The organism is Fibrobacter sp. UWR3 (genome assembly GCF_900143055.1).
In the GTDB taxonomy this organism is placed as follows: domain Bacteria; phylum Fibrobacterota; class Fibrobacteria; order Fibrobacterales; family Fibrobacteraceae; genus Fibrobacter.
In genome coordinates this window covers 410,682-429,274 of record NZ_FRCW01000001.1, presented here as the reverse complement: position 1 = coordinate 429,274, position 18,593 = coordinate 410,682, and the positions used below count along the sequence as shown (strand labels likewise).

General features: G+C 53.5%; 16 protein-coding genes. 2 read left to right on the top strand and 14 right to left on the bottom strand.

Going from position 1 to position 18,593, the window contains the following annotated elements:
• Positions 1-129 precede the first annotated feature (129 nt).
• From BUA44_RS02005 to BUA44_RS01995, 3 genes are all read right to left on the bottom strand, one after another.
• A complete protein-coding gene (locus BUA44_RS02005; protein ID WP_083579430.1) occupies positions 130-2,016 on the bottom strand; it encodes a T9SS type A sorting domain-containing protein in 1,887 nt (628 codons plus the stop codon).
• 208 nt (positions 2,017-2,224) lie between these two features.
• Entirely contained in the window at positions 2,225-4,153 is a 1,929-nt protein-coding gene (locus BUA44_RS02000; RefSeq protein WP_072807875.1) for a glycosyl hydrolase, read from the bottom strand.
• Positions 4,154-4,290: 137 nt separating this feature from the next.
• Positions 4,291-4,509 carry a hypothetical protein gene (locus BUA44_RS01995; protein ID WP_072807874.1) on the bottom strand — a complete coding sequence of 73 codons (219 nt, stop codon included), beginning with the start codon at positions 4,507-4,509 and terminating at the stop codon, positions 4,291-4,293.
• A gap of 130 nt (positions 4,510-4,639) precedes the next feature.
• Between BUA44_RS01995 and BUA44_RS01990 the strand changes: the two genes are divergently transcribed.
• Positions 4,640-5,395, top strand: coding sequence for a flavodoxin family protein (locus tag BUA44_RS01990; protein WP_072807872.1), 756 nt, complete (start codon positions 4,640-4,642; stop codon positions 5,393-5,395).
• A gap of 5 nt (positions 5,396-5,400) precedes the next feature.
• On the opposite strand, the gene BUA44_RS01985 is transcribed toward BUA44_RS01990, so the two are convergent.
• The 6 genes from BUA44_RS01985 to sppA all read right to left on the bottom strand — a co-directional run bounded on the left by BUA44_RS01985 (position 5,401) and on the right by sppA (position 11,471).
• On the bottom strand, positions 5,401-6,027 hold the full coding sequence (locus BUA44_RS01985; protein WP_072807871.1) for a hypothetical protein: 627 nt from the start codon (positions 6,025-6,027) through the stop codon (positions 5,401-5,403).
• Positions 6,017-6,895: a hypothetical protein gene (locus BUA44_RS01980; RefSeq protein WP_143151821.1), complete on the bottom strand. Its 879-nt coding sequence runs from the start codon at positions 6,893-6,895 to the stop codon at positions 6,017-6,019. Before BUA44_RS01980 ends, BUA44_RS01985 begins: the two co-directional genes overlap by 11 nt.
• A gap of 127 nt (positions 6,896-7,022) precedes the next feature.
• Positions 7,023-7,427, bottom strand: coding sequence for a 30S ribosomal protein S9 (rpsI, locus tag BUA44_RS01975; RefSeq protein WP_072807869.1), 405 nt, complete (start codon positions 7,425-7,427; stop codon positions 7,023-7,025).
• A 23-nt stretch (positions 7,428-7,450) separates the two neighbouring features.
• Positions 7,451-7,879, bottom strand: coding sequence for a 50S ribosomal protein L13 (gene rplM / locus BUA44_RS01970; protein ID WP_072807868.1), 429 nt, complete (start codon positions 7,877-7,879; stop codon positions 7,451-7,453).
• Positions 7,880-8,154: 275 nt separating this feature from the next.
• Complete coding sequence (locus tag BUA44_RS01965; RefSeq protein WP_072807867.1) at positions 8,155-9,213, bottom strand: hemolysin family protein; 1,059 nt, start codon at positions 9,211-9,213, stop codon at positions 8,155-8,157.
• The gene (gene sppA / locus BUA44_RS01960; protein ID WP_255370421.1) at positions 9,210-11,471 is read right to left on the bottom strand and encodes a signal peptide peptidase SppA; all 2,262 of its coding nucleotides are present in this window, start codon (positions 11,469-11,471) and stop codon (positions 9,210-9,212) included. The genes BUA44_RS01965 and sppA overlap by 4 nt, the downstream gene beginning before the upstream one ends.
• A 91-nt stretch (positions 11,472-11,562) precedes the next feature.
• On the opposite strand from sppA, the gene BUA44_RS01955 reads away from it, so the two are divergent.
• Complete coding sequence (locus BUA44_RS01955) at positions 11,563-13,668, top strand: polysaccharide biosynthesis tyrosine autokinase (RefSeq protein WP_072807865.1); 2,106 nt, start codon at positions 11,563-11,565, stop codon at positions 13,666-13,668.
• Here the strand turns inward: BUA44_RS01955 and BUA44_RS01950 are convergent.
• Genes BUA44_RS01950 through aepY form a run of 5 tightly spaced genes read right to left on the bottom strand, consistent with a single transcriptional unit; the run spans position 13,665 to position 18,592 of the window.
• Positions 13,665-14,492 carry a hypothetical protein gene (locus BUA44_RS01950; RefSeq protein WP_143151820.1) on the bottom strand — a complete coding sequence of 276 codons (828 nt, stop codon included), beginning with the start codon at positions 14,490-14,492 and terminating at the stop codon, positions 13,665-13,667. The two genes, BUA44_RS01955 and BUA44_RS01950, sit on opposite strands and share 4 nt — an antisense overlap.
• Positions 14,493-14,519: 27 nt before the next feature.
• Entirely contained in the window at positions 14,520-14,939 is a 420-nt protein-coding gene (locus BUA44_RS01945) for an FAD synthase family protein (RefSeq protein ID WP_072807863.1), read from the bottom strand.
• Positions 14,936-15,973, bottom strand: a complete 1,038-nt coding sequence (locus BUA44_RS01940) for a glycosyltransferase (RefSeq protein WP_072807862.1) — start codon at positions 15,971-15,973, stop codon at positions 14,936-14,938. Before BUA44_RS01940 ends, BUA44_RS01945 begins: the two co-directional genes overlap by 4 nt.
• On the bottom strand, positions 15,970-17,454 hold the full coding sequence (locus BUA44_RS01935; protein ID WP_072807861.1) for a lipopolysaccharide biosynthesis protein: 1,485 nt from the start codon (positions 17,452-17,454) through the stop codon (positions 15,970-15,972). The genes BUA44_RS01940 and BUA44_RS01935 overlap by 4 nt, the downstream gene beginning before the upstream one ends.
• Before the next feature lie 22 nt (positions 17,455-17,476).
• Positions 17,477-18,592 (bottom strand): phosphonopyruvate decarboxylase, encoded by a 1,116-nt coding sequence (gene aepY, locus BUA44_RS01930; RefSeq protein ID WP_072807860.1) that lies wholly within the window; start codon positions 18,590-18,592, stop codon positions 17,477-17,479.
• Between the last annotated feature and the right edge of the window lies 1 nt (position 18,593).

Below are 18,593 nucleotides of genomic sequence, written 5' to 3'. Positions count from 1 at the left end.
CTTTAAATATACCCTAAAAAACGCCCGATTGAACGATTACAAGAAAAAAGAAAGAAAACCTGTTGTGTGGCGTACAATCTCAAAAACCCCCGCAGGCGTTAACCTGCAGGGGCGAGGAGTCAGAAATCGTTATTTTACAAGCACGGGTTGCGTCGCGGTGATGCCCGCGCCCTTCACGCGCACGATATACATTCCCTTGGGCATGTTCTCGAGGCTGAACGCGTAGCTGCCCTGTGCAAGCGCGCCGTGGAATAGGGTGGCGATGCGCCTGCCGTTCATGCCGTAAACGTCCACACTCACGTCGCCTGCCTTCGCGGTAACAAGCGAAATCGTATTGCCGGCAATACCGAGGGTTGCGCCTGCCTTGACTGCCGCTGCGCGGGGCTCAATCCCGACGGAGCTTTCGCCGAACACAATCTTGATTTCGGGAATCATCTCTTCGGTGTTCTCGAAACCGCGGCTGAAGGCATCGTACTTGTCTTCGTTGAAGTCCCAGAGAACCTGGTCGCCCGCCTTGAAGTTATCGTAAAGGAGCGTGCCGGTGTAGCCTGCGGCGTAGTTCGCGATGACGACGCTCAGAGTCTGGTTGCGATCTGCAAAACTGGAAATATCGAAGGAACAGACGGTCGATTCGCCCGCGGGCACAACGCATGCGCCGGCATCGTCGTTCACCGGAGTCCAGGTCCATGCGCTAGTCAGTTTGAAAATCAGGTGCAGTTGGGCATCGCTTGCGCCCTTGTTCGTTACCTCGAACGTGAACGTGCTGGCCTTGCTCAGGTCCCATGTCTTCTGGTATTCAATCTGCGCGTTATCGCCACCGTAGGTCACCGACATCTTGCCGTCGCCGCCTTCCTGGCTAATTGCTACATCCTTGATCTTGATGCTCGCCTCTTCCGTTGCGGCGAGTGCCTTCATGGCGTCAAGCGCGGGGTCAATCGTGTAAGTGTAACCGCCGAAGTTCGATTCGGTCTTGTCGCCGATGTACTGCCAGGCGAGAGCACCCGCGTAACCGCCGTCAAACGCCTTGCGGTAGCATTCCTCGGTCGAAATCTGGGTCTTTGCCGCCATGCTCGTCGTGTAGGTATCGCCTTTCCAGCCGCTTGCGGGGAATTCGCCGATAATCATCGGCTTGCTATCGTAACCGTACTTGCTCGCCATCTGGGCTGCCGTATTCACGAACGGGCTCACCGCATCGTTCTGCCAATACGGATAGTAGTGCGTCTGGAAAAAGTCGAGCGTGCCGTTTGCCTTGCCGCCTGCCGCCACGAGGGCCGCGTCGTTCCAGTACTTCTGATACTGGATGTTCACGCTACCCGTAGAAACGAGCAGTTCCGGGTTTTCGGTATGGATGGCTGCCGCTACCTTGTTCGTAAATGCCTGAATCTTGGAAAGCGCCATCTTCTTGGTGGTCCAGCCGCTGCATTCGCTTGTCATGCCCTCGGGTTCGTTGAAGACTTCCCAGGTCATGAGCGCCTTGTGGTTGCCAATCGCCTTCACCACCGGAATGAGCGCGTTGTCGATAAACGCCTGCGTGCCCTCGTCTTCGAACAGGTTCGTGTTCGCGGTGATGTCGAGCTTTTCGTCGTAAAGTCCCCACTGGTTGGGTTCCATCAGGTTGTGACTGAAGAGGCACATTGAGACCATCACGCCGTATTCCTCGGCGATGTCCAGGGCCTTCTTCATGTTGTTGATGGTGTTTTCCTTGAGGCCCGAAACCAGGTGCGTCGTCTGGTCGATTTCGGGGCTCTGGCTCATGTTGTTGAAAAGCCACCAGCGGATAGCGTTACCGCCCGCGGCGCGCGTGCCTTCCACTGCCTTTCGCCAGGCGTTCTCGTTCAGCGGGGAAGCTCCCACGTCGGAATTGTAATCGCTCCAGGCGAGGTTCGTGCCCGAAAAGAAGATTTTCTTGCCGTTATAGAGCAGGTCGGTGCCGCTCACCGTGAGGCCCGGAGCCGCAAAAGCGGTTCCACCGAGCAAAAAGGCCCCGCAAAGAGCTGCAAAACTCAATTTTTTCATATAACTCCTCGAAACGCCCCTTCGGAGGCGTTTACCCGAAAACTATAAATCGCAGGCGCAAAAAGGACATTTTTCGCCCCGGGGTGTTGACAAAAACCGCCGGATTTGTCCACACCGGGCGAGCGAGAAACGCCAAGCCCGCGGTCCATAGACAAAAAAAAGCCCCGCAGGCGTGATACCTGCAGGGCTTTGGAAAAACTTTTAAAAATTACTTGACGAGAACCGGCTTGGTGGCGGCGATACCCGCGCCCTTCACGCGCACGATGTAGCTGCCCTTCGGCATGTTCTCGAGGCTGAACGCGTAGCTGCCCGCGGCGAGGTTGCCCTTGTAGAGCGTAGCGACGCGCTTGCCGTTCAGGCCGAACACGTCGACCGATACCATACCCGCCTTCGCGGTAGAAAGCGAAATCGTGTTGCCCTGGATGCCGAACTTGGCGGCAGAGGCGGCCACGGTCTTGACAGCGTCGGTTCCCGGCGGGATAACCGTCGCCGTGAGGTTGCTGCCCTGTTCCACCTTGATGGTCTGCTTCTTGTCGAAATTGTTGATGAGGATGGATCCATCAACCGTCACGTCGTCGTAGTACACGGTGCCGTTGAAGCCGGCCGCGAACACTTCGAGGTAGACCTTCGAGATGTTGCCCATGAATGCCGTGTAGTCGGCACCTTCCAGCACAACCTGGTCCTTCGCGGTTGTAGTAAGGTCAATCTCGCAAAGGGTGGAATCCCCCGCGTTCACCCAGCAGCCATCGGGCTGTGCCCAAGCCCAGTCCGGAGCGCCCGTGAGGAATGCGACCGTGAACCAGATGCCCGACATGGAATTGGTGTTGTAGACCTTCATCGTGAGCGTCTTCGCGGTGGAGAGGTCCGGAATGTTCTTGTCGAGAATTACGATGTTGCCCTTGGCGGTGTCACTGCCGGCGGCAAGCTTGACCTGCAGCCAGCCGTTGGTGGCCATGTCGCCCGGGAGAACTTCCTCGATAACGCGTGCCGTGTCGAGATCGCCGAGCTTGTAGCCCGCCTCGCATGCGGCGACTGGCGTCGTAGAAACGGTGTACTTGTCCCAGCCCGGCATGCTTTCAAGATCGATAGTGCAGGGGCTTTCCATGTTCGCCTTCCATACCGCCTCTACGGTCTGGTCGAGGAACTTGCCGTCCCAGGTCTGGTACCAGGGCATCCACCATGACCACACGGTGTTGCCAGCCTTCATGGCAGACATGTCGGGGATGGAGCCGTTCTCGGACACGGCGAGAATCTTGTCGGTGCCGTAGTTCGTGGTGAGTTCTGCATAGGCCTTGGTGTACTTGGTGGTGTAATCCCACGCTTCGTAGATGTCGAGGCTAATCACGTCGTACTTCGCAGTACCCGGGTTCCAGTCCTTGTCGCTCGTGTATTCGGGGTTCCAAACCCACACGAGGTTTTTAACGCCCTTCACGCCGACCATCTCGTCGTAGACGAGGTTGTAGAGCGCCTGGAACGCGGCACCGCCCTTGGTGCCCCACCAGAACCACTTGCCGCTCGCTTCGTGCAGCGGGCGGAAGATTGCGGCCACGCCGGCCTCCTGCAGGCCAAGGAACATGTCGGCGATTTCGTCGATGTCGCTCACGAGCTGCTTGTAGGTTTCACTTTCCTTGTTCCAGGTGCAGTTCGCCGTGCAGGCGGGGTCTGCGAAGCCCTTGGTAAAGTCGAATTCGGTGTATTCCTTGTCGTTGCCAGACTTGGTGTAGAACGCGTCAATCTGGTCGCTCGGATCCTTCCAGTGCCAGGTGAATGCCGGAATGCCGCCCTGGCTCCACAGGTCCTTGGCCGCATCGAGGGCCATCTGCGTATAGCTCTGGTACCAGGAATCGCTGGCCTTCACGCCGGTCGCGAACAGGAAATCGAACCCCACGAGGGCCGGGAGCTTGCCCGTATGTTCCTGGAACGAAATCACGTCCGGGAGTTCCTTGACGGTAGCGGAACTCACGTCGCCCGTCATCACGCCCGAGACGGTCTTGACGCCGTAGTTCATGGCGAGGAAGTTGTAGAGCTTCTGCGCACCCTCGGTAGCACCTTCGGTAACGGGAGTCGCGCTGACAGCCGCGCTAGCGGATACCGCGGCGGCGAGACCAAACATCCATGCAAATTTTGTGATTTTCATACACATCCTTTTTTTGTTTCCCTTGAATATATATTAATAGAGGGTGTCCCGGCCCCCTTTTTTGGGGTCGCGGCAAAAAGATGTTGGGTAAATCACAACAACAAAAATGGCGAAATTTGCGTAAAAACGGCAATTTGCTAGCCCAAATACCCCAAACCGAAAAACAGCAGGAACAAGGGGAGAATAAAAACCCACACCCCCTGGAAGTAGCCAAGCGTAAAGCCCACCACCGTAGGCGCCACCCCTATGAGCGCATGCTGTACCGCACGCATGAACCAGGGACCACGCGCGCAGTAGCTGATATGCCCCCAGCCGAACCATGCTATGACCTGCGACATCGTGGGGAGAGTGAGCATCGGAGCCTCCAGGAAGAAGTTACACCATCTTATCGCACCGGAAGGTCAAGTGCTCGAGTTCCTCGAGCGTGCGGGCCTAATCGCCAAGTACCGCGGAATTCTCGCCGCGTAATTTTTTAAATTTGGGCGCATGGCAGAAAAGAAGAAGATACTCGTGATGGTCGCAAGCCCGAAGAACGAACGCAGTGGGACGCTTATCCCCACGAAGGCGTTCGTGCAGGGGCTCGAAGAAAACGGCGACTACGAAACCGAGTACCTCTTCATCGACCGCCTGAATATCAAGCCCTGCCGCGGGTGCCTCAGCTGCTGGGGCCGCCCCGACGGAAGCTGTTTCATCAAGGACGACGACATCCCGATGGTGCGCGAGAAGCTCATCAACTCGGATATCGTCATCTGGAGCTTCCCGCTGTTCCTGTTCGGCATCCCCGGGCAGATGAAGGTCCTGATGGACCGCATCGTGGGCATGGTCCACCCCTACATGGGCCAGAAGCTCAAGGATGGCGCGAACGCACTCAACTCGCACCTGCACGGGCTCCAGTTCCAGAAAGAAGGCCAGAAAATCATCCTGCTTTCGAGCTGCGCCTGGATGGACATCGACGTGGTGTACGAACCCATCCGCAAGCAATTCGACATCATCCTCGGGCACGAGGGATACACGCTCATCGCCTGCCCGCAGATGCGCGCACTCGACCACCGCGGTGGCCCGCGCCGCCTCAACATGCTCCGCGAAAAGTACAGGAAGGGCGGCGAGGAACTCGCCAAGACGGGTTCGCTTTCTCAAGAAGCAATCGATTTAATGCAGAAGCCCATCTTCAGCGACGACGCTTACGTGACTCTCGTGACCGAGTTCGTCACGCACATGTTCGACCGCGACGACAATTTCTAGTTGTTTTACTGCCCGAACCAGTACACCAGATAGAGGCGGAACCGGAGTTCGTGAATATCGACCTCTTTATACTTTTTTGTTTCCTTATAGAACCCCAAGAATTCGTAGCCGCTCCGGAGACCTATCTCGATACTGCTAAATTTAAAGCCGACACCAAGCATGGCATCTAGCCAGAAGTCGTTGCAGTAGTCGGCCTTGCCAGAAAAAATCTCTTCGCCCTCAATTTCGACAACTTCCTCGATCCATGGGAACCTAAACGACGGGCCAACATTCACAAAGAACGATTCATTCAAGAATACATTCCAGAGCAAGGCAATCTCAAAAACATTCGATTCTATCGAATCCCTGACACTTCGATGGACGTACTCATACTCGGAAACCAGCCCAAAGATTCCATCAAAGCCTATGGACGCGCGCAGCGACATGTTGTCGGCAATTGGGTACGCCATCTCAAACAGCATGCTGAACCCCATCGTCTTTTCTTCATCATAATACTTTTCGGCACCCTTCAGGTACGACGGGCCATAGCCTAGCGAGACACCCATGCTAAACTTGCTAAAGGCTCCGTCATCCGCAAAAGAACAGATAGCAAGCAGCAAGGCAAATATTACAGCGGTAAACCTATTTTGCATAATTCACCACCGTAATCCAAAGGGCACTTTTATTGAACCCGCCATCCACCAGATTCGAATCACCGGATGTGTAGGACATGTTTTCCGCAAACAGCAAATGAAGGAACGGCACCGTAGATGTCGGCGAGGACTTCAGCGGTTCGAAATTGGTTTCAATAGGCGTGAACGAAACGGTGCCAGCATCGGCCACCCAATAATAATAGGTATAGGAAGTATCCTTGCGGGTTTCCCAATCATACCCACTCACTCGCTGAGACTTGATTGTACTCGCATCATTCTTCTTAAGAACATTACCAAGATCTACCTCTAGCGAGGCCCTGTTCCCCGCCTTGTCCTGCACCGTAAACCTGAGCAGGCCATCCTCATTTGCAAACAGCGTGTCCCCGACGGAAACCGTCGTGTCGCGATTGACCCATTCGTCGCCATCGTAGTAGCCCGACAGCGTATATTCCGTAGGCGCCGATGTCGCATGCAGTTCCATGACCGAGGGCACGTATGTACTCCCCTTCATGTACGGGATGTCGCTCTGCTTGTACGAAAGCAAGGGCCGCACGTCGCCGGAATTGTCGTCTTTCACCTGGAGAGAAAGTATCGAAGCGTCCTTAAAGCCCGGAATGACTATTTCGGTGGTACTGTATTCCATGTGGGACGTAAATACCATAGATTCTTCCATGAATTCGCGGAATACGGCACCGCACTTCTTTTCCTTGCCGTCCACGCTGCACACGGGCTTAAACACGAGGCCGTACAGGTCAGTAAGCATGACCTCGCCCGACTTTTCGTCAAATGTGTAATAAACGGAACTGTCCGGCCAACTGCACGAGGCCAGGACAACCGCAGCAAGTAATAATAAAGCCTTTTTTCTCATCCTAACAATAATATATAAAAGATAATTTAAATGCGCAATACGAGACTAGGGAGGGCACACCTGCGGTGTGCATAAAAAAGAAAAGCCCCGACGATGTCGGAGCTTTTCTTGTAAAGCGATTCGCAGATTAGCGCTTGCTGAACTGGAAGTGCTTACGGGCCTTCTTGCGGCCGAACTTCTTACGTTCAACGGCACGGGCGTCACGAGTCATGAGGCCTTCCTTCTTGAGGGCGGGCTTGACTTCGGCGTCGTTGGCCACGAGAGCGCGGGCAATGCCCAGGCGGACAGCACCCATCTGGCCGGCGATTCCACCGCCACGAGCGGTGACTTCGACGTCCCATTCTTCCGCGTTGCCGAGGATGGCGAACGGAAGGTTGGCGATCATGTTCTGCACTTCGGAATGGAAGTAATCCTTGAAATCACGACCATTGATAGTGCGCTTGCCGGTACCCGGCTTCAGGATCACAGCGGCGATGGCGTTCTTGCGGCGGCCCGTGCCACGGTAGATCTTCTTGTTCTTTGCGGTAGCGATAGAGGTATCCTCCGTTCTAAAGATTAGAAGTCAACGACTTCGGGGTTCTGCGCAGCGTGCGGATGTTCGGCGCCGGCATAGATTTTGAGTTTCTTAACCATCTTGTGGCCAAGAGCGCTGTGAGGGAGCATACCCCAGATAGCAGCGGTCAGCGGGGCGGTCGGGTCCTTCGCCATGAGGTCGGCAAAGTTGATCCAGCGTTCGCCGGCGATGTGACCGGTGTGACGGAAGTATTCCTTCTGCAGGTTCTTGTTACCGGTAACGGCAACCTTGGCGGCGTTGATGACAACGACGAAATCGCCAGTGTCGACGTTCGGGGAGTAGATGGCCTTGTGCTTGCCCATGAGGAGACGAGCAACTTCGCTTGCAACGCGTCCCAGGGGTTTTTCCGCAGCGTCCACAAGCTTCCACTTGCGGGTAACGGACTTCGGGTTTACCGTAATGGTCTTCATGTAAATCCTCTAGTTAATGGAATTCCTGGGCAGGGGTGCCCCGGAAAAAGCGATACAAATATAGATGGTTTCGGCAAGGCCGACAAGGGTAAAAAATCATATTTTTCTAGAAAAGTCCTAAAAATACGGGTTTTAGACTCTATCAATTATATGAATTGATATAATTATATAGTCATTTTGAAGGAAAGATCCCCACCTTGGTGGCCATGCGCACTAAGCACTAAAGTGCTAAGTGCTGTCCGCCCGCCTGCGCGGGGATGACAATGCAACACAAGTTACTTCTTGGGGCGCTTCTTGCGGATGAACGCGAGGGCCTTGCTGCGGCGGCGGGCCGTTTCCTGCAGGTTCACGGACTCGTCGTACTCGTCCACAATCTCGCGCCCGAGGATTTCTTCCAGCACGTCCTCGAGGCTCACGATGCCCGCGATGGCACCGAACTCGTCCACCACGCCCACCATGTGCCCGCGCTGCTTCAAGAACCGGAGCAACAGCTTGTCGAGCATCACGCTGTCGGGTATCAGCTGGAGGGGGCGCATCATTTGCCGGAGCGTAACGTCGCGCTCGCCTTCCGCAAGCCTGTTGTAGGCGTCGCGCCTAAGCACAATCCCAATCCAGGCATCCTTGTTCTCGGCGTACAGCGGGATGCGCGAGAAAGGCCAATTCCCGAGTTCGTCGATGGTCTCGCCGAAGGTCTTGTCGGCAGGGAGGCTGAACACCACCTGGCGGGGAGTCATCACCTTGCGTGCAGGCACCGACTTGAGCGCAAGAATGTTCTTGATGACGGAAGCCTGCTGGCGGTCGATAACCTCCTCGCGAAGGCCAAGACTCACAAGGCTGTTGATGTCCTCGATGCTCACGTCCTTCTTTTCTTCGTCCTCGTGCGTCCAGTGCTTGGTAAGCGTGAGGCACAGCCATATGAGCCCGGTCCAGCCGAGAATCTTGGTGATATAATAGAACGGCACCGACACGAGCGGGGCGAACGTCTTCGCCTGCTTTACGCCGAGCGTCTTGGGAGTGATTTCGCCGAAGAGGAGAATGAGAATCGTGAGGACAATCGGGAGCGCCATCGCGCCGGTAGAGGAAAGGCGCTTCACCGCGAGCGCCGTCGCAAGCGAGGCACCCACCGTGTTCGCGACCGTGTTCACGATTAGCACGGATGCTATGTAGCGGTCAATATTTTCCTTAACGTGCGTGAGGTACCTGGCCGTAAACTTCTTGTTCTTCTGCAGGAACTCGACCGTCGCGGGCGGCACACTATAGAAAGAAGCTTCCGTCACGGAACAGAACGCCGAGGCGGCAAGGCAACAGAGGACTGTAACGACAATGGCTATCATTCGGCACCTTCCCAGAGCAGCGGGTCGAGGGCCCAGAACTGCACGCGCTCGGCACCGAGCACAAAGTCGATAAGCGCACTTGCCGAGGGATCACGAATGATGTTAGAGCCGCCGGTAAGAATCGGGACAAGTTCGATATCGTTGCCCTCGCCAATATTCGCGCGCTTGCGTGCCTCCTTCAGGGCAGCATCCAGGCCGCCCAGGCCCTGCACCAGCCCGTACTTGTAGGCCTTCTCGCCAATAAACACGCGGCCGCCGCCATACGAGGAATCCACCTTCGCGCGGGCGATGCCTGTAGCACCCGAGACCACCTTCACAAAGCGTTCGTAGAACTCGTCCATGTACTGCTGGAGGGCGGCCTTCTCCGCGTCGGTCCACGGGCGCGTGAAGGTTTCCGCATCGGCATGCTCGTGCGTCTTTACCGTCTCCGCCTTCAGGCCCACCTTGCTCATGAGTCCGGAGGCATCTATCTTGCCACCGTAAATGCCGATGCTCCCGACTATGGAATACGGCTCGGCGAATATCGCGTCGGCGGCACAGGCAATGTAATACGCGCCCGAGGCTCCCATATCGCCAATGCTTGCAACTACAGGGATTCCACGCTTCTTGAGTTCCATGATGGCGCCCCAAATCTTGTCCGACGCAATCGCGCTGCCACCCGGAGAGGAGATGCGGAGCACGAGCGCCTCGGCACTGCCCGGCATGCGACGCAGAGCCTCGGCGACGCTCTGTTCCATACCCGCATCAATAGTACCGTCGATGTTCAGGAGCGCAATGCGCGAACGCTGGCGCCATGTCTCGTCAAAAATCTTGCGCGAAGTCGGGTACCAGTCGCTGTAGCGCGCCTGCGGGGCGTCCACATCGAAGAACGACTTGAGCGCGTATGCCGGCACCTGGTCCAGGTACAAGAGCGTATCCACGAGCCCCGCCCGCACAGCCGCGGACGCAGAAACCACCGGGGTAGACGCCAGCGAATCGAGGGTGCGTTTGACCCCGAGGGACTGGCGCGTGTTCCGCACCGCAACCATAGAGGTGACGGACTGCCAGAGGTCGGTGTAGAGTTCCTTCCGGTTCTCGCGCGCCTCGGTAGACATCGAGTCCGCAACGTAGGGTTCCACCGCAGACTTGTAGGCACCGTGCTTCAAGAATTCCACCTTCACGCCAATCTTGTCCAGCAGGCCCTTGTAAAAGAGGGAATTCCCACCGAGCCCGCGCCAAGTCAGGTGAGCAGAAGGTTCCGCCACAACGCGGTCAACGGAAGCAGCCGCCAGAAGTACAGACAAACGAATATCATCCACGTAGGCGACCACCTTCGAGCCGCGCGCCCGGAGCGCCATCACCATGCGATTGATTTCTCCCGAGACGCCAAGGTTCCCGCGATAACCCGAAAAGTCGAGAATCACGAGACCCGCAGACGGGTCGCGCATCAGGTGCTCGAACAAGTTGCGCACCTTCGAAAGCGTGATATCGCGTTCACCGATAAACGGCAGGCCCTCGCTCTTTTCCACCACGTCGGTATTGAGAGGCACGCGCACAATCTGCGCAAAGCGCGACGCCTGCGGGTTACGCGACGAATGGTAGCCGATAGCGCCACCCTTCGGCAGGTAATCGTCGAACACCGTCAGGGCAAAGTCGTAGTTGCCGCCAATTGACGTCGATACCGTGAGGCGCCATTCGTCGTCGCCGTAAAGGGGCATCTGGAAAGCGAAGCGGAACCCGTAGAGCCCAAGTTCCAGGAAGAGCCTGTGGTTCTCGAAATCTTCCCAGTCGTAGCTCACCGCAAGGTTGCGGCCAATGCGGAGGGTAGCACCGAAACTATGGATGCGGTCCTGCGACTCCGGCCCAAGGTAAAGCAAGTTTTCGCAGGTGTAGCCCAAAGAAAGCCAGTTGAAGGGGCGAACCAGAAAGCCCTGGTCCAGCGTCCATTCCGTACCCTCGAAATCCGCACTGCGGAGGGCCTGCACGCGCGTACCCCAGAAAAGCAGACGGTCGAACATCGGGAACGAATACGTGGCACTCCAGCGGGCCTCATCGAAACCCTCGCCGTCGGTGCGGTAATCGAAACCGACGCCGAGCCTCTCCAGGTTCGCACCCGCACGCAAGGCGGACACGTTGTCATCGAACTGGTAGCCGAGCAGCACGCCCTTCGAATCAAACGCCGAAAGGGACGCCGGGTTGCCGAAAATCCCGTGGCCGCCATCCTGCGACACGAAGCCCGATTCGCCCGGAATGTAGGCGAAAGAGGCGCAAACGGCCATAAACACTAATGCAAAAAACTTTCTCATTGCAAATATTTTAGCAATTTTTTCTATTTTATGTCAGAGTGTTTAGATTATTGAGGATTATCTAATGGCATCGTCTGCTAAAAAAGAAGAAACCGATCTTTTTGACCTTTTGAAGGACTTGGCCAAGAACTGGCAGATCATGCTGCCATGTTTGATTCTTTCGGGCGTCGTGGGCGTTTTTGTGGCGATGTGGATTCGCCCCATTTACCAGGTAGACGCACTGCTGCAGATTGAATCGAAAAACAACAAGGGAATGGCCAGCGCCATGATGGGCAGCCTCGGAAGCCTGTTTGCCAGTTCTAGCCCTGCCGAAACCGAAATCGAGCTCATCAAGAGTAGGCAGATTATCGGCGACGCCGTAGACAAGATGCGTCTGCTTTACGTAGCAACCCCAACCCGCAAACTCCAGCGCCTGCTACACAAGGAAGGCAGGATGGAACTGAACCAGCTGGAAATCCCGTGGGACAACCTCCCCGAAGAAGAACGCGGAGGTGCATGGACTGCAGTCGCCAACGACAGTCTATCCTTCGAGCTGTATGACCACAACAACAAGAAAGTCATGAGCAACTGCCATGCAGGGGAAACATACAGAATCCCCTACGCAGGCGATACCGCCACCTTCAGCGTGTTGAAGATGGACATAAAGAAAGGACAACGCTTCTCTTTATACAAGATGAACAGGCTTGACGCCATCGATGCATTTAAAAGCGCTTTCGATATCAAGGAAAAAGGCAAGAAAACAGGCATTCTCGAATTCAGCTACCAAGATATCTATCCCGACCGCGCCACCGAAATCCTGAACGAAATTGCCAACGCCTACCTCCGGCAGAACGTGGAACGCAGTAACGCCGAAGCTCAGAAGACTTTGGAATTCTTGGAAAAACAACTTCCTGAAGTCAAGGCTCAAATGGACAGCGCCATGCTCCGCTTCAACAGTTACCGCAACCGCGTTGGTTCTGTCGACATCAATGCCGAAACAAGGCTTGTGCTTGAACGCAGAAACAAATTGCAACAGGACCTTCTGAATCTGCAACAGAAAAAACAGGACGCCATCCGTCTATTCCAACCGGAACACCCCACCATCAAGACATACGAAGAACAAGAAGCCACGATCAAGCGCGAATTAGCACACAATACCAGCGAATCAAAGAAACTCCCCGCTACCCAGCAAGAAGTTTTAAAACTGAACAATGAAGTGGACCTGACCAAAATCATGTACACAACTATGCTAAACAACATTCAACAACTTAAGCTTGTTTCTGCCGGCGAAGTGGGTACAGTCCGCATCATTGATTATGCCGAGCAAGTCAGAAAACCGACAAAGCCCAAGAAAAAGATTATCCTCTGCGTAGCCCTATTCCTTGGCTTCCTATTTGGCGCAGCCTTGGTAAGCATCAAAAGCAAGTTCAGTAATGGCGTACGCGACCCGAACTTTATCGAAAAAGAAACCGGATTCAGCGTCTACGCCAAGATTCCCAAGGGCAATCCCAACGGAACCAAGGGTACACGGCCTCTCGCCGTCGTCGAACCGGACGACGTGGCCGTTGAATCGCTACGCGCACTCCGCAGCTCACTTGAATTTAGCATGGACGAAGGTTGCCGTCCAATCATTGGCGTAAGCGGCCTTATCCCCGGCGTAGGCAAGAGCTTTATCTCCGTCAACTTGGCCGCCTTGTTCGCCGGACTCGGCAAAAAGGTGCTCCTTATTGACGCAGACCTCCGCAAGGGCCGCCTGCACAAGGAATTCGGAATCAAGCGCGGCAACGGTCTATCCCAATTGCTCATGCGCAATGCAGAACTAGCAGACGTCATCCATTCCACCGAAGTTGAAAATCTCTTCGTCATGCCGTGCGGCAACGTTCCGAGCAACCCGTCCGAATTGCTCGGTTCCAAGCACTACACTGAACTTATCAGCAACTTGGAGAAGGAATACGACATGATTATAATTGACACTCCACCAATTATGCTTGTCACAGATGCAACACTCGCCTGTCGTTACGCTTCGCAACTTGTAATGGTCATTGAATATAACAAGCACAGCATTGATGCCATCAAGGACGGCATGGCTCAGTTACTCAAGGGTAATGGCGACGCACACGCAAGCATTGTCATCAACAAATACGAACACAGCCACTCCGACGGTTACGGATACAAGTACGGAAAGTACTAGTTTCCGAAATTCAATTTCGCATAGATACCAAGTGTGTGGCCTGTTTCCATCCCGAACAGGTTGCCACGGTTTATTTCATAAAAGAGCGTGAACCATAGAGAATTGCCCACAAGCGAAAAATAGCGAGCGGCGTCAACGCGCATCTTAAAACCTCGATAAAGGTCATTCATCTTGCGGTACGGCTTGTCAAGATTGCCATTTTCGGATTCCTGAATTCGCCAACGATACAAAAAGACATAGTCAAATTTCCAGCCGGAACAAGTCTCATGGTTCCATAGCAGTTTCCAGGATGCGCTCCCCTTCAGGCCAATTTCATCTCCCGGGAGGAACCCACCCTTTTCAAGAAAGGTAAGGTATTCCACCGCAGTGCCAAGCGTCATGTTCTGTGAGAATTCATAGAGGCCAAAAGGCGAAACGCCCAAACGGTGAAAACGATTGACTTGGGAACCCTCGCGCGGCGGAAACCGCCAGCTAGCATCAACACCCGCGAAAGAGAACGGCATAAATTTCACGCCCACGTACGATTCATTCAATCCATTTACCCGCAGATTCACCATCTCGTGAATCTGGTCGTGCAGCATCGTATTCCACTCGTAACTTACAAGACGGTAGGCAACATCACCATAGACGCTAAAACACTTGCAAAAGGCATATTCCCCCGCCACATTGATATCGGCACTGTAGACGTCGTCACGGAGTTCCGCAACGCCCCCAAGCAGTACGCTAGTTTCGGGAGCACGCACCGGCAAAACAGTCTCGCGGGCATGCACAGACGACGCCAGCAAGGCACAGGCAAGTAGCAATCGGGACGGTTTAATATTCACTTGCAACTAAGATACTTTTTAGCCGTGCTAGATTTTCTTCTTTATATCTGTTGAAGAAATGCCCTTAGTATAAGGGAGGTATTCTATAGAAACGCCGACTTTTGAAAAATCCGCTTCGGTTTTATTATAACGTTCGGACCCTTTCCAATCGTCCCCTGAAAAGAGAACGTCAAAATGAAATTTTTTCAGGGCGAACATCTTGTCGTCGGTAATTTCGAAGTTAACGAGTTCAGCCCGGTCAACGCACTTGAGGGCATTCAGGATTCGGACACGCTCGTCTTCCTTAAACACAGGCTCCTTATGCTTGATGTTCTTGACATAGTCATCATCGCACACGCCGACAATCAAATAATCACACATCTGCTTGCATCGTTCCAGCAAGTTCAAATGCCCCACATGGAACAAGTCAAAACCCCCGGCGGTATATCCGACTTTGTATTTTTTCATTTCGGTTGCTCCTTATTCTTGCCCGCCAGTCCACGTTTAATTTGGAACAGGAAGGACAAGTGATGGGTGATTAGGAATATCTTGATTTTCTGCAACAGCGAGAAACCCTTCACATCTTCAAAATTAGACAAGATTGCCTTAACATCTTTTGCCGGCCGGAATCCGTCGCCAGCAATTACAGAATTCACGTACACGTCAAAGGACATCTTCTTTTCGAACAGGTCATGATACTTATACTCGCTATAAGCATCAAAGCCTTTCAGCATGTCGATTTCCGAACGCCAGCCCTTGAGTTTCTTGTTATAATCAAAACCTGTGTTTTTTGAAGACCACGACCCGACAGCCAAATAACGGTATGCGGCCATACGCGTGTTGAAATACCGAACTTTTCCCAATAAGGCACTTAAAATTTGGCAACAATAATCACCAACATGACATTGAAGGCAAAAATCAAGCCTACTGTATTCCTCAACAATATTTCTTCTATACAAAGTCGTACACGTTACAACCCAGGCTCCCCCACAAAGAACCATATCAGCAAGAGGAATATCGCAATCTTCCGGATATCTAGTCCAATCAATTTCCCGTGAAGAAACAACATTCGCATTGCTGCAGCACATCGTGTATTCAGGATGTTCCTCCATCCATTTCACCTGCGTCTGCAGTTTCGAAGGATCAATCCAGTAGTCATCCCCTTCACAAAAAGCGATATACTTTCCGTGACAGGCATCTCTCATCATACGCGAAAGCGACCCATCATGCTTAGAATATCGGTTCTCAGTCTCATAAATAGGCTTTATTATCTTCGGGAATCTTTGTTCATATTCCCGAATAATATCTGTTGTTTTATCTGTCGACGCATCATCATGAATAACGATCTCAAATGGATATTCGGTTTCCTGCATCAGGAAACCTTCCAAAGTCTGCACAATATATTGTTCCTGATTGTACGCTAAGCACCGAATACTAACCAAAGGAGTATCCCATTCCTTCGGCCAGCATTGCATCACGTCTTCTTGAGTGCGATCTATCATTTTTCCAAATCAGCCTTATTTGATTTAAACTTCCACTCTTTAATCGTCTTAATCAGATAATCCAGGCATTCAAAATGAAGCACCTTAGCCAATCCAAAATAGAGCAAAATACCTACGACTGCAGAAACAACCATCAGCAAAATAGGTGCCAAATTCAGTCTTTCGGTAAGGAAATTCCCGCCCAGATAAATGGTGGCACCCATCGCCACGGACAAAAAGAAGGATGGTAGGAAGTCTTTCATTTGCTCGGCAAAGCCGTAATCCAATAGTTTCTTGTTGGGATACGCATTCACAAAGGAGCCCAACGGAGCCGTGATAGCAGCACTCATGGCAATACCGAGTGGCGAACGGAATGCATAAACCGCGATAGCAAGGATGGTCAGCCCATAGCTTTTCTTAATAATCTCGAGCTTCAGGAATACATCGCTACGGCCGACGGCATTGATTGCAGAAAGGTTCGTTGTATGGATAGGCCAGAATGCATAACTAAAGCAGCAAATCTGGATAAACGGAACCGCCGGCAACCACTTTTCACCCAGAAGTACTAAGGTAAGAGGCTGAGCCAATGCAGCAAGCCCCGCCATCATGGGCAAAATCAAGAAGGAGCTTGTTTTTATGGAACGACGAGCCAACGCCTTCAACCTCACTCGATCATCCTGAACGGTTGAAAGCGACGGCAACAACACCGACTGTATAGATGCGTTAATGTTGGTAATAATGAGTTTCGGGAACTGGTCACCGCGATTATAGAAACCGAGATCAGCAGGGGTAAACAGCTTTCCAATCACCAAATCTCTAATATTATAATAGAATGTATCTAGCAACGAAGAACAAAGCAGTTTCCACCCGAACGAGAACAGTCCCTTCCATCGTTCAAAAGAAAAAGCTAGAGACGGGCGCCACTTTACCGTAAACCACATAATGACACAAATGAGGAATGCGTTCGAAAGCTGTTGGGCGACAAGCGACCATATTCCAATCCCCAGATAGGCACACACGACTCCGATAATGCCCGCCGGGATGACGGCCCCGACACTACGGTAGAATAGCTTCTTGAACATCATGTTCCGAGCTACGTAGGCTTCCTGAATCGAGTTCAAGGCGCCAAGCGGGAGCATCAGTCCAAGCACTCGAATTACAGGAACAAGTTCCGACTGATTGTTGTAGAACTCCGCAATAAAGGGAGCGCTAAAGAACAGCCCCATATACAGGACAGCGGCAAGCGCAAGGCACGAAAAGAATACGGTCGAAAAGTCCAGATTGTCCGCATTCTTCTTCTGGATAAGCGCGGTATTCAGGCCACTCTGCACAAATACATTCGCCATGGTAACAAAGACCGTCACTATGGCAATCAGCCCGAAATCCGCTGGCGACAGCAGACGAGCCAAAACAATCGCAACGATGAAAGAAACCCCCTGCGTACCGATGCGCTCAAGGAACTTCCAAATGAGGGATGTTATGACAGACGTTTTTAGGGACATGCTTCGTCAACTATAATAAAATTCACTTCAAAAAATCCATGAAGTTCTGCTTATTTTCCAGGGCAGTAGTCGTAGGCCTGCCAAGGTCGTCACGGGCACCGATGGAACACTTGACCTCGATAAAGGTCAGTTCCTTGGCGGACTTTGCCGATTTCAATTCGCGGTCCAGGGCCTCGAACGTATCTACGGACACCGCCTTCGGGTAGCCGCAGGCCCTGGCAATCGCGACAAGATCCATCCTGGCGGCTACGGTCGGCATACCGCCCACGGTTTCATGCGCTCCATTGTTGATTACGACATGCACCAGGTTCTTCGGCGCGTTCGCACCGACAACCGCCATGGCCCCCATGTGCATGAGCACGGCGCCGTCGCCATCGACACACCAGATCTTCCTTTCGGGCTTATTGAGCGCGACACCGAGAGCGATCGAGGAACTGTGCCCCATGGAGCCCACCGTCAAAAAGTCGTACTTGTGGCTCTGTCCGTTAGCTTCCCTAATCTCGAAAAGTTCTCGGCTGGCCTTGCCCGTAGTGGATACGATCGAGTCCTCGCCCGACACGGCCACGATATGGCGGATAATCTCCTCGCGGACCATCACGTTGTCATTCTTGTATACGACCTTGCCGTCATAGGAAAGGGCGCCCTTGCGAACAACGAAGGCGACATCCTTGCCCTGGGCCAGGACTTTCCTGAATTCGGCCATGACGGATTCAACTTCCGCATCGGTCGTGTCCTTGCCGATAATAAACGTGGCGATATCCATATCCTCGAGGAGCTTCACGGTGACTTCGCCCTGATAGATGTGCTGCGGCTCGTCATGGACGCCGGGCTCGCCACGCCAGCCCACGATAAACACCATCGGGATGGCATAGACCTTGTCGTTAAGAAGGGAGGCCACAGGGTTGATGATGTTGCCCTCGCCGGAATTCTGCATGTAGACCACGGGGACCTTGCCCGTCGCCAGGTGGTATCCGGCGGCCAAGGCGGTGCAGTTGCCTTCGTTTGCAGCGATAACATGGTGTTTCGGGTCGATGCCGTATGTATTCATCAGGCAGTTGCAGAGGGCCTTGAGCTGGGAGTCCGGCACGCCGGTGTAGAAATCGGCTCCGATAATTTCCATCAATCTTTCAACTTTCATC

Coding starts and splice junctions, on each gene's coding strand:
- BUA44_RS02005 (WP_083579430.1), bottom strand. CDS start 2,016: ATGAAAAAATTGAGTTTTGCAGCTCTTTGCGGGGCCTTTTTGCTCGGT.
- BUA44_RS02000 (WP_072807875.1), bottom strand. CDS start 4,153: ATGAAAATCACAAAATTTGCATGGATGTTTGGTCTCGCCGCCGCGGTA.
- BUA44_RS01995 (WP_072807874.1), bottom strand. CDS start 4,509: ATGCTCACTCTCCCCACGATGTCGCAGGTCATAGCATGGTTCGGCTGG.
- BUA44_RS01990 (WP_072807872.1), top strand. CDS start 4,640: ATGGCAGAAAAGAAGAAGATACTCGTGATGGTCGCAAGCCCGAAGAAC.
- BUA44_RS01985 (WP_072807871.1), bottom strand. CDS start 6,027: ATGCAAAATAGGTTTACCGCTGTAATATTTGCCTTGCTGCTTGCTATC.
- BUA44_RS01980 (WP_143151821.1), bottom strand. CDS start 6,895: ATGAGAAAAAAGGCTTTATTATTACTTGCTGCGGTTGTCCTGGCCTCG.
- rplM (WP_072807868.1), bottom strand. CDS start 7,879: ATGAAGACCATTACGGTAAACCCGAAGTCCGTTACCCGCAAGTGGAAG.
- BUA44_RS01965 (WP_072807867.1), bottom strand. CDS start 9,213: ATGATAGCCATTGTCGTTACAGTCCTCTGTTGCCTTGCCGCCTCGGCG.
- sppA (WP_255370421.1), bottom strand. CDS start 11,471: ATGGCCGTTTGCGCCTCTTTCGCCTACATTCCGGGCGAATCGGGCTTC.
- BUA44_RS01955 (WP_072807865.1), top strand. CDS start 11,563: ATGGCATCGTCTGCTAAAAAAGAAGAAACCGATCTTTTTGACCTTTTG.
- BUA44_RS01945 (WP_072807863.1), bottom strand. CDS start 14,939: ATGAAAAAATACAAAGTCGGATATACCGCCGGGGGTTTTGACTTGTTC.
- BUA44_RS01940 (WP_072807862.1), bottom strand. CDS start 15,973: ATGATAGATCGCACTCAAGAAGACGTGATGCAATGCTGGCCGAAGGAA.
- BUA44_RS01935 (WP_072807861.1), bottom strand. CDS start 17,454: ATGTCCCTAAAAACGTCTGTCATAACATCCCTCATTTGGAAGTTCCTT.
- aepY (WP_072807860.1), bottom strand. CDS start 18,592: ATGAAAGTTGAAAGATTGATGGAAATTATCGGAGCCGATTTCTACACC.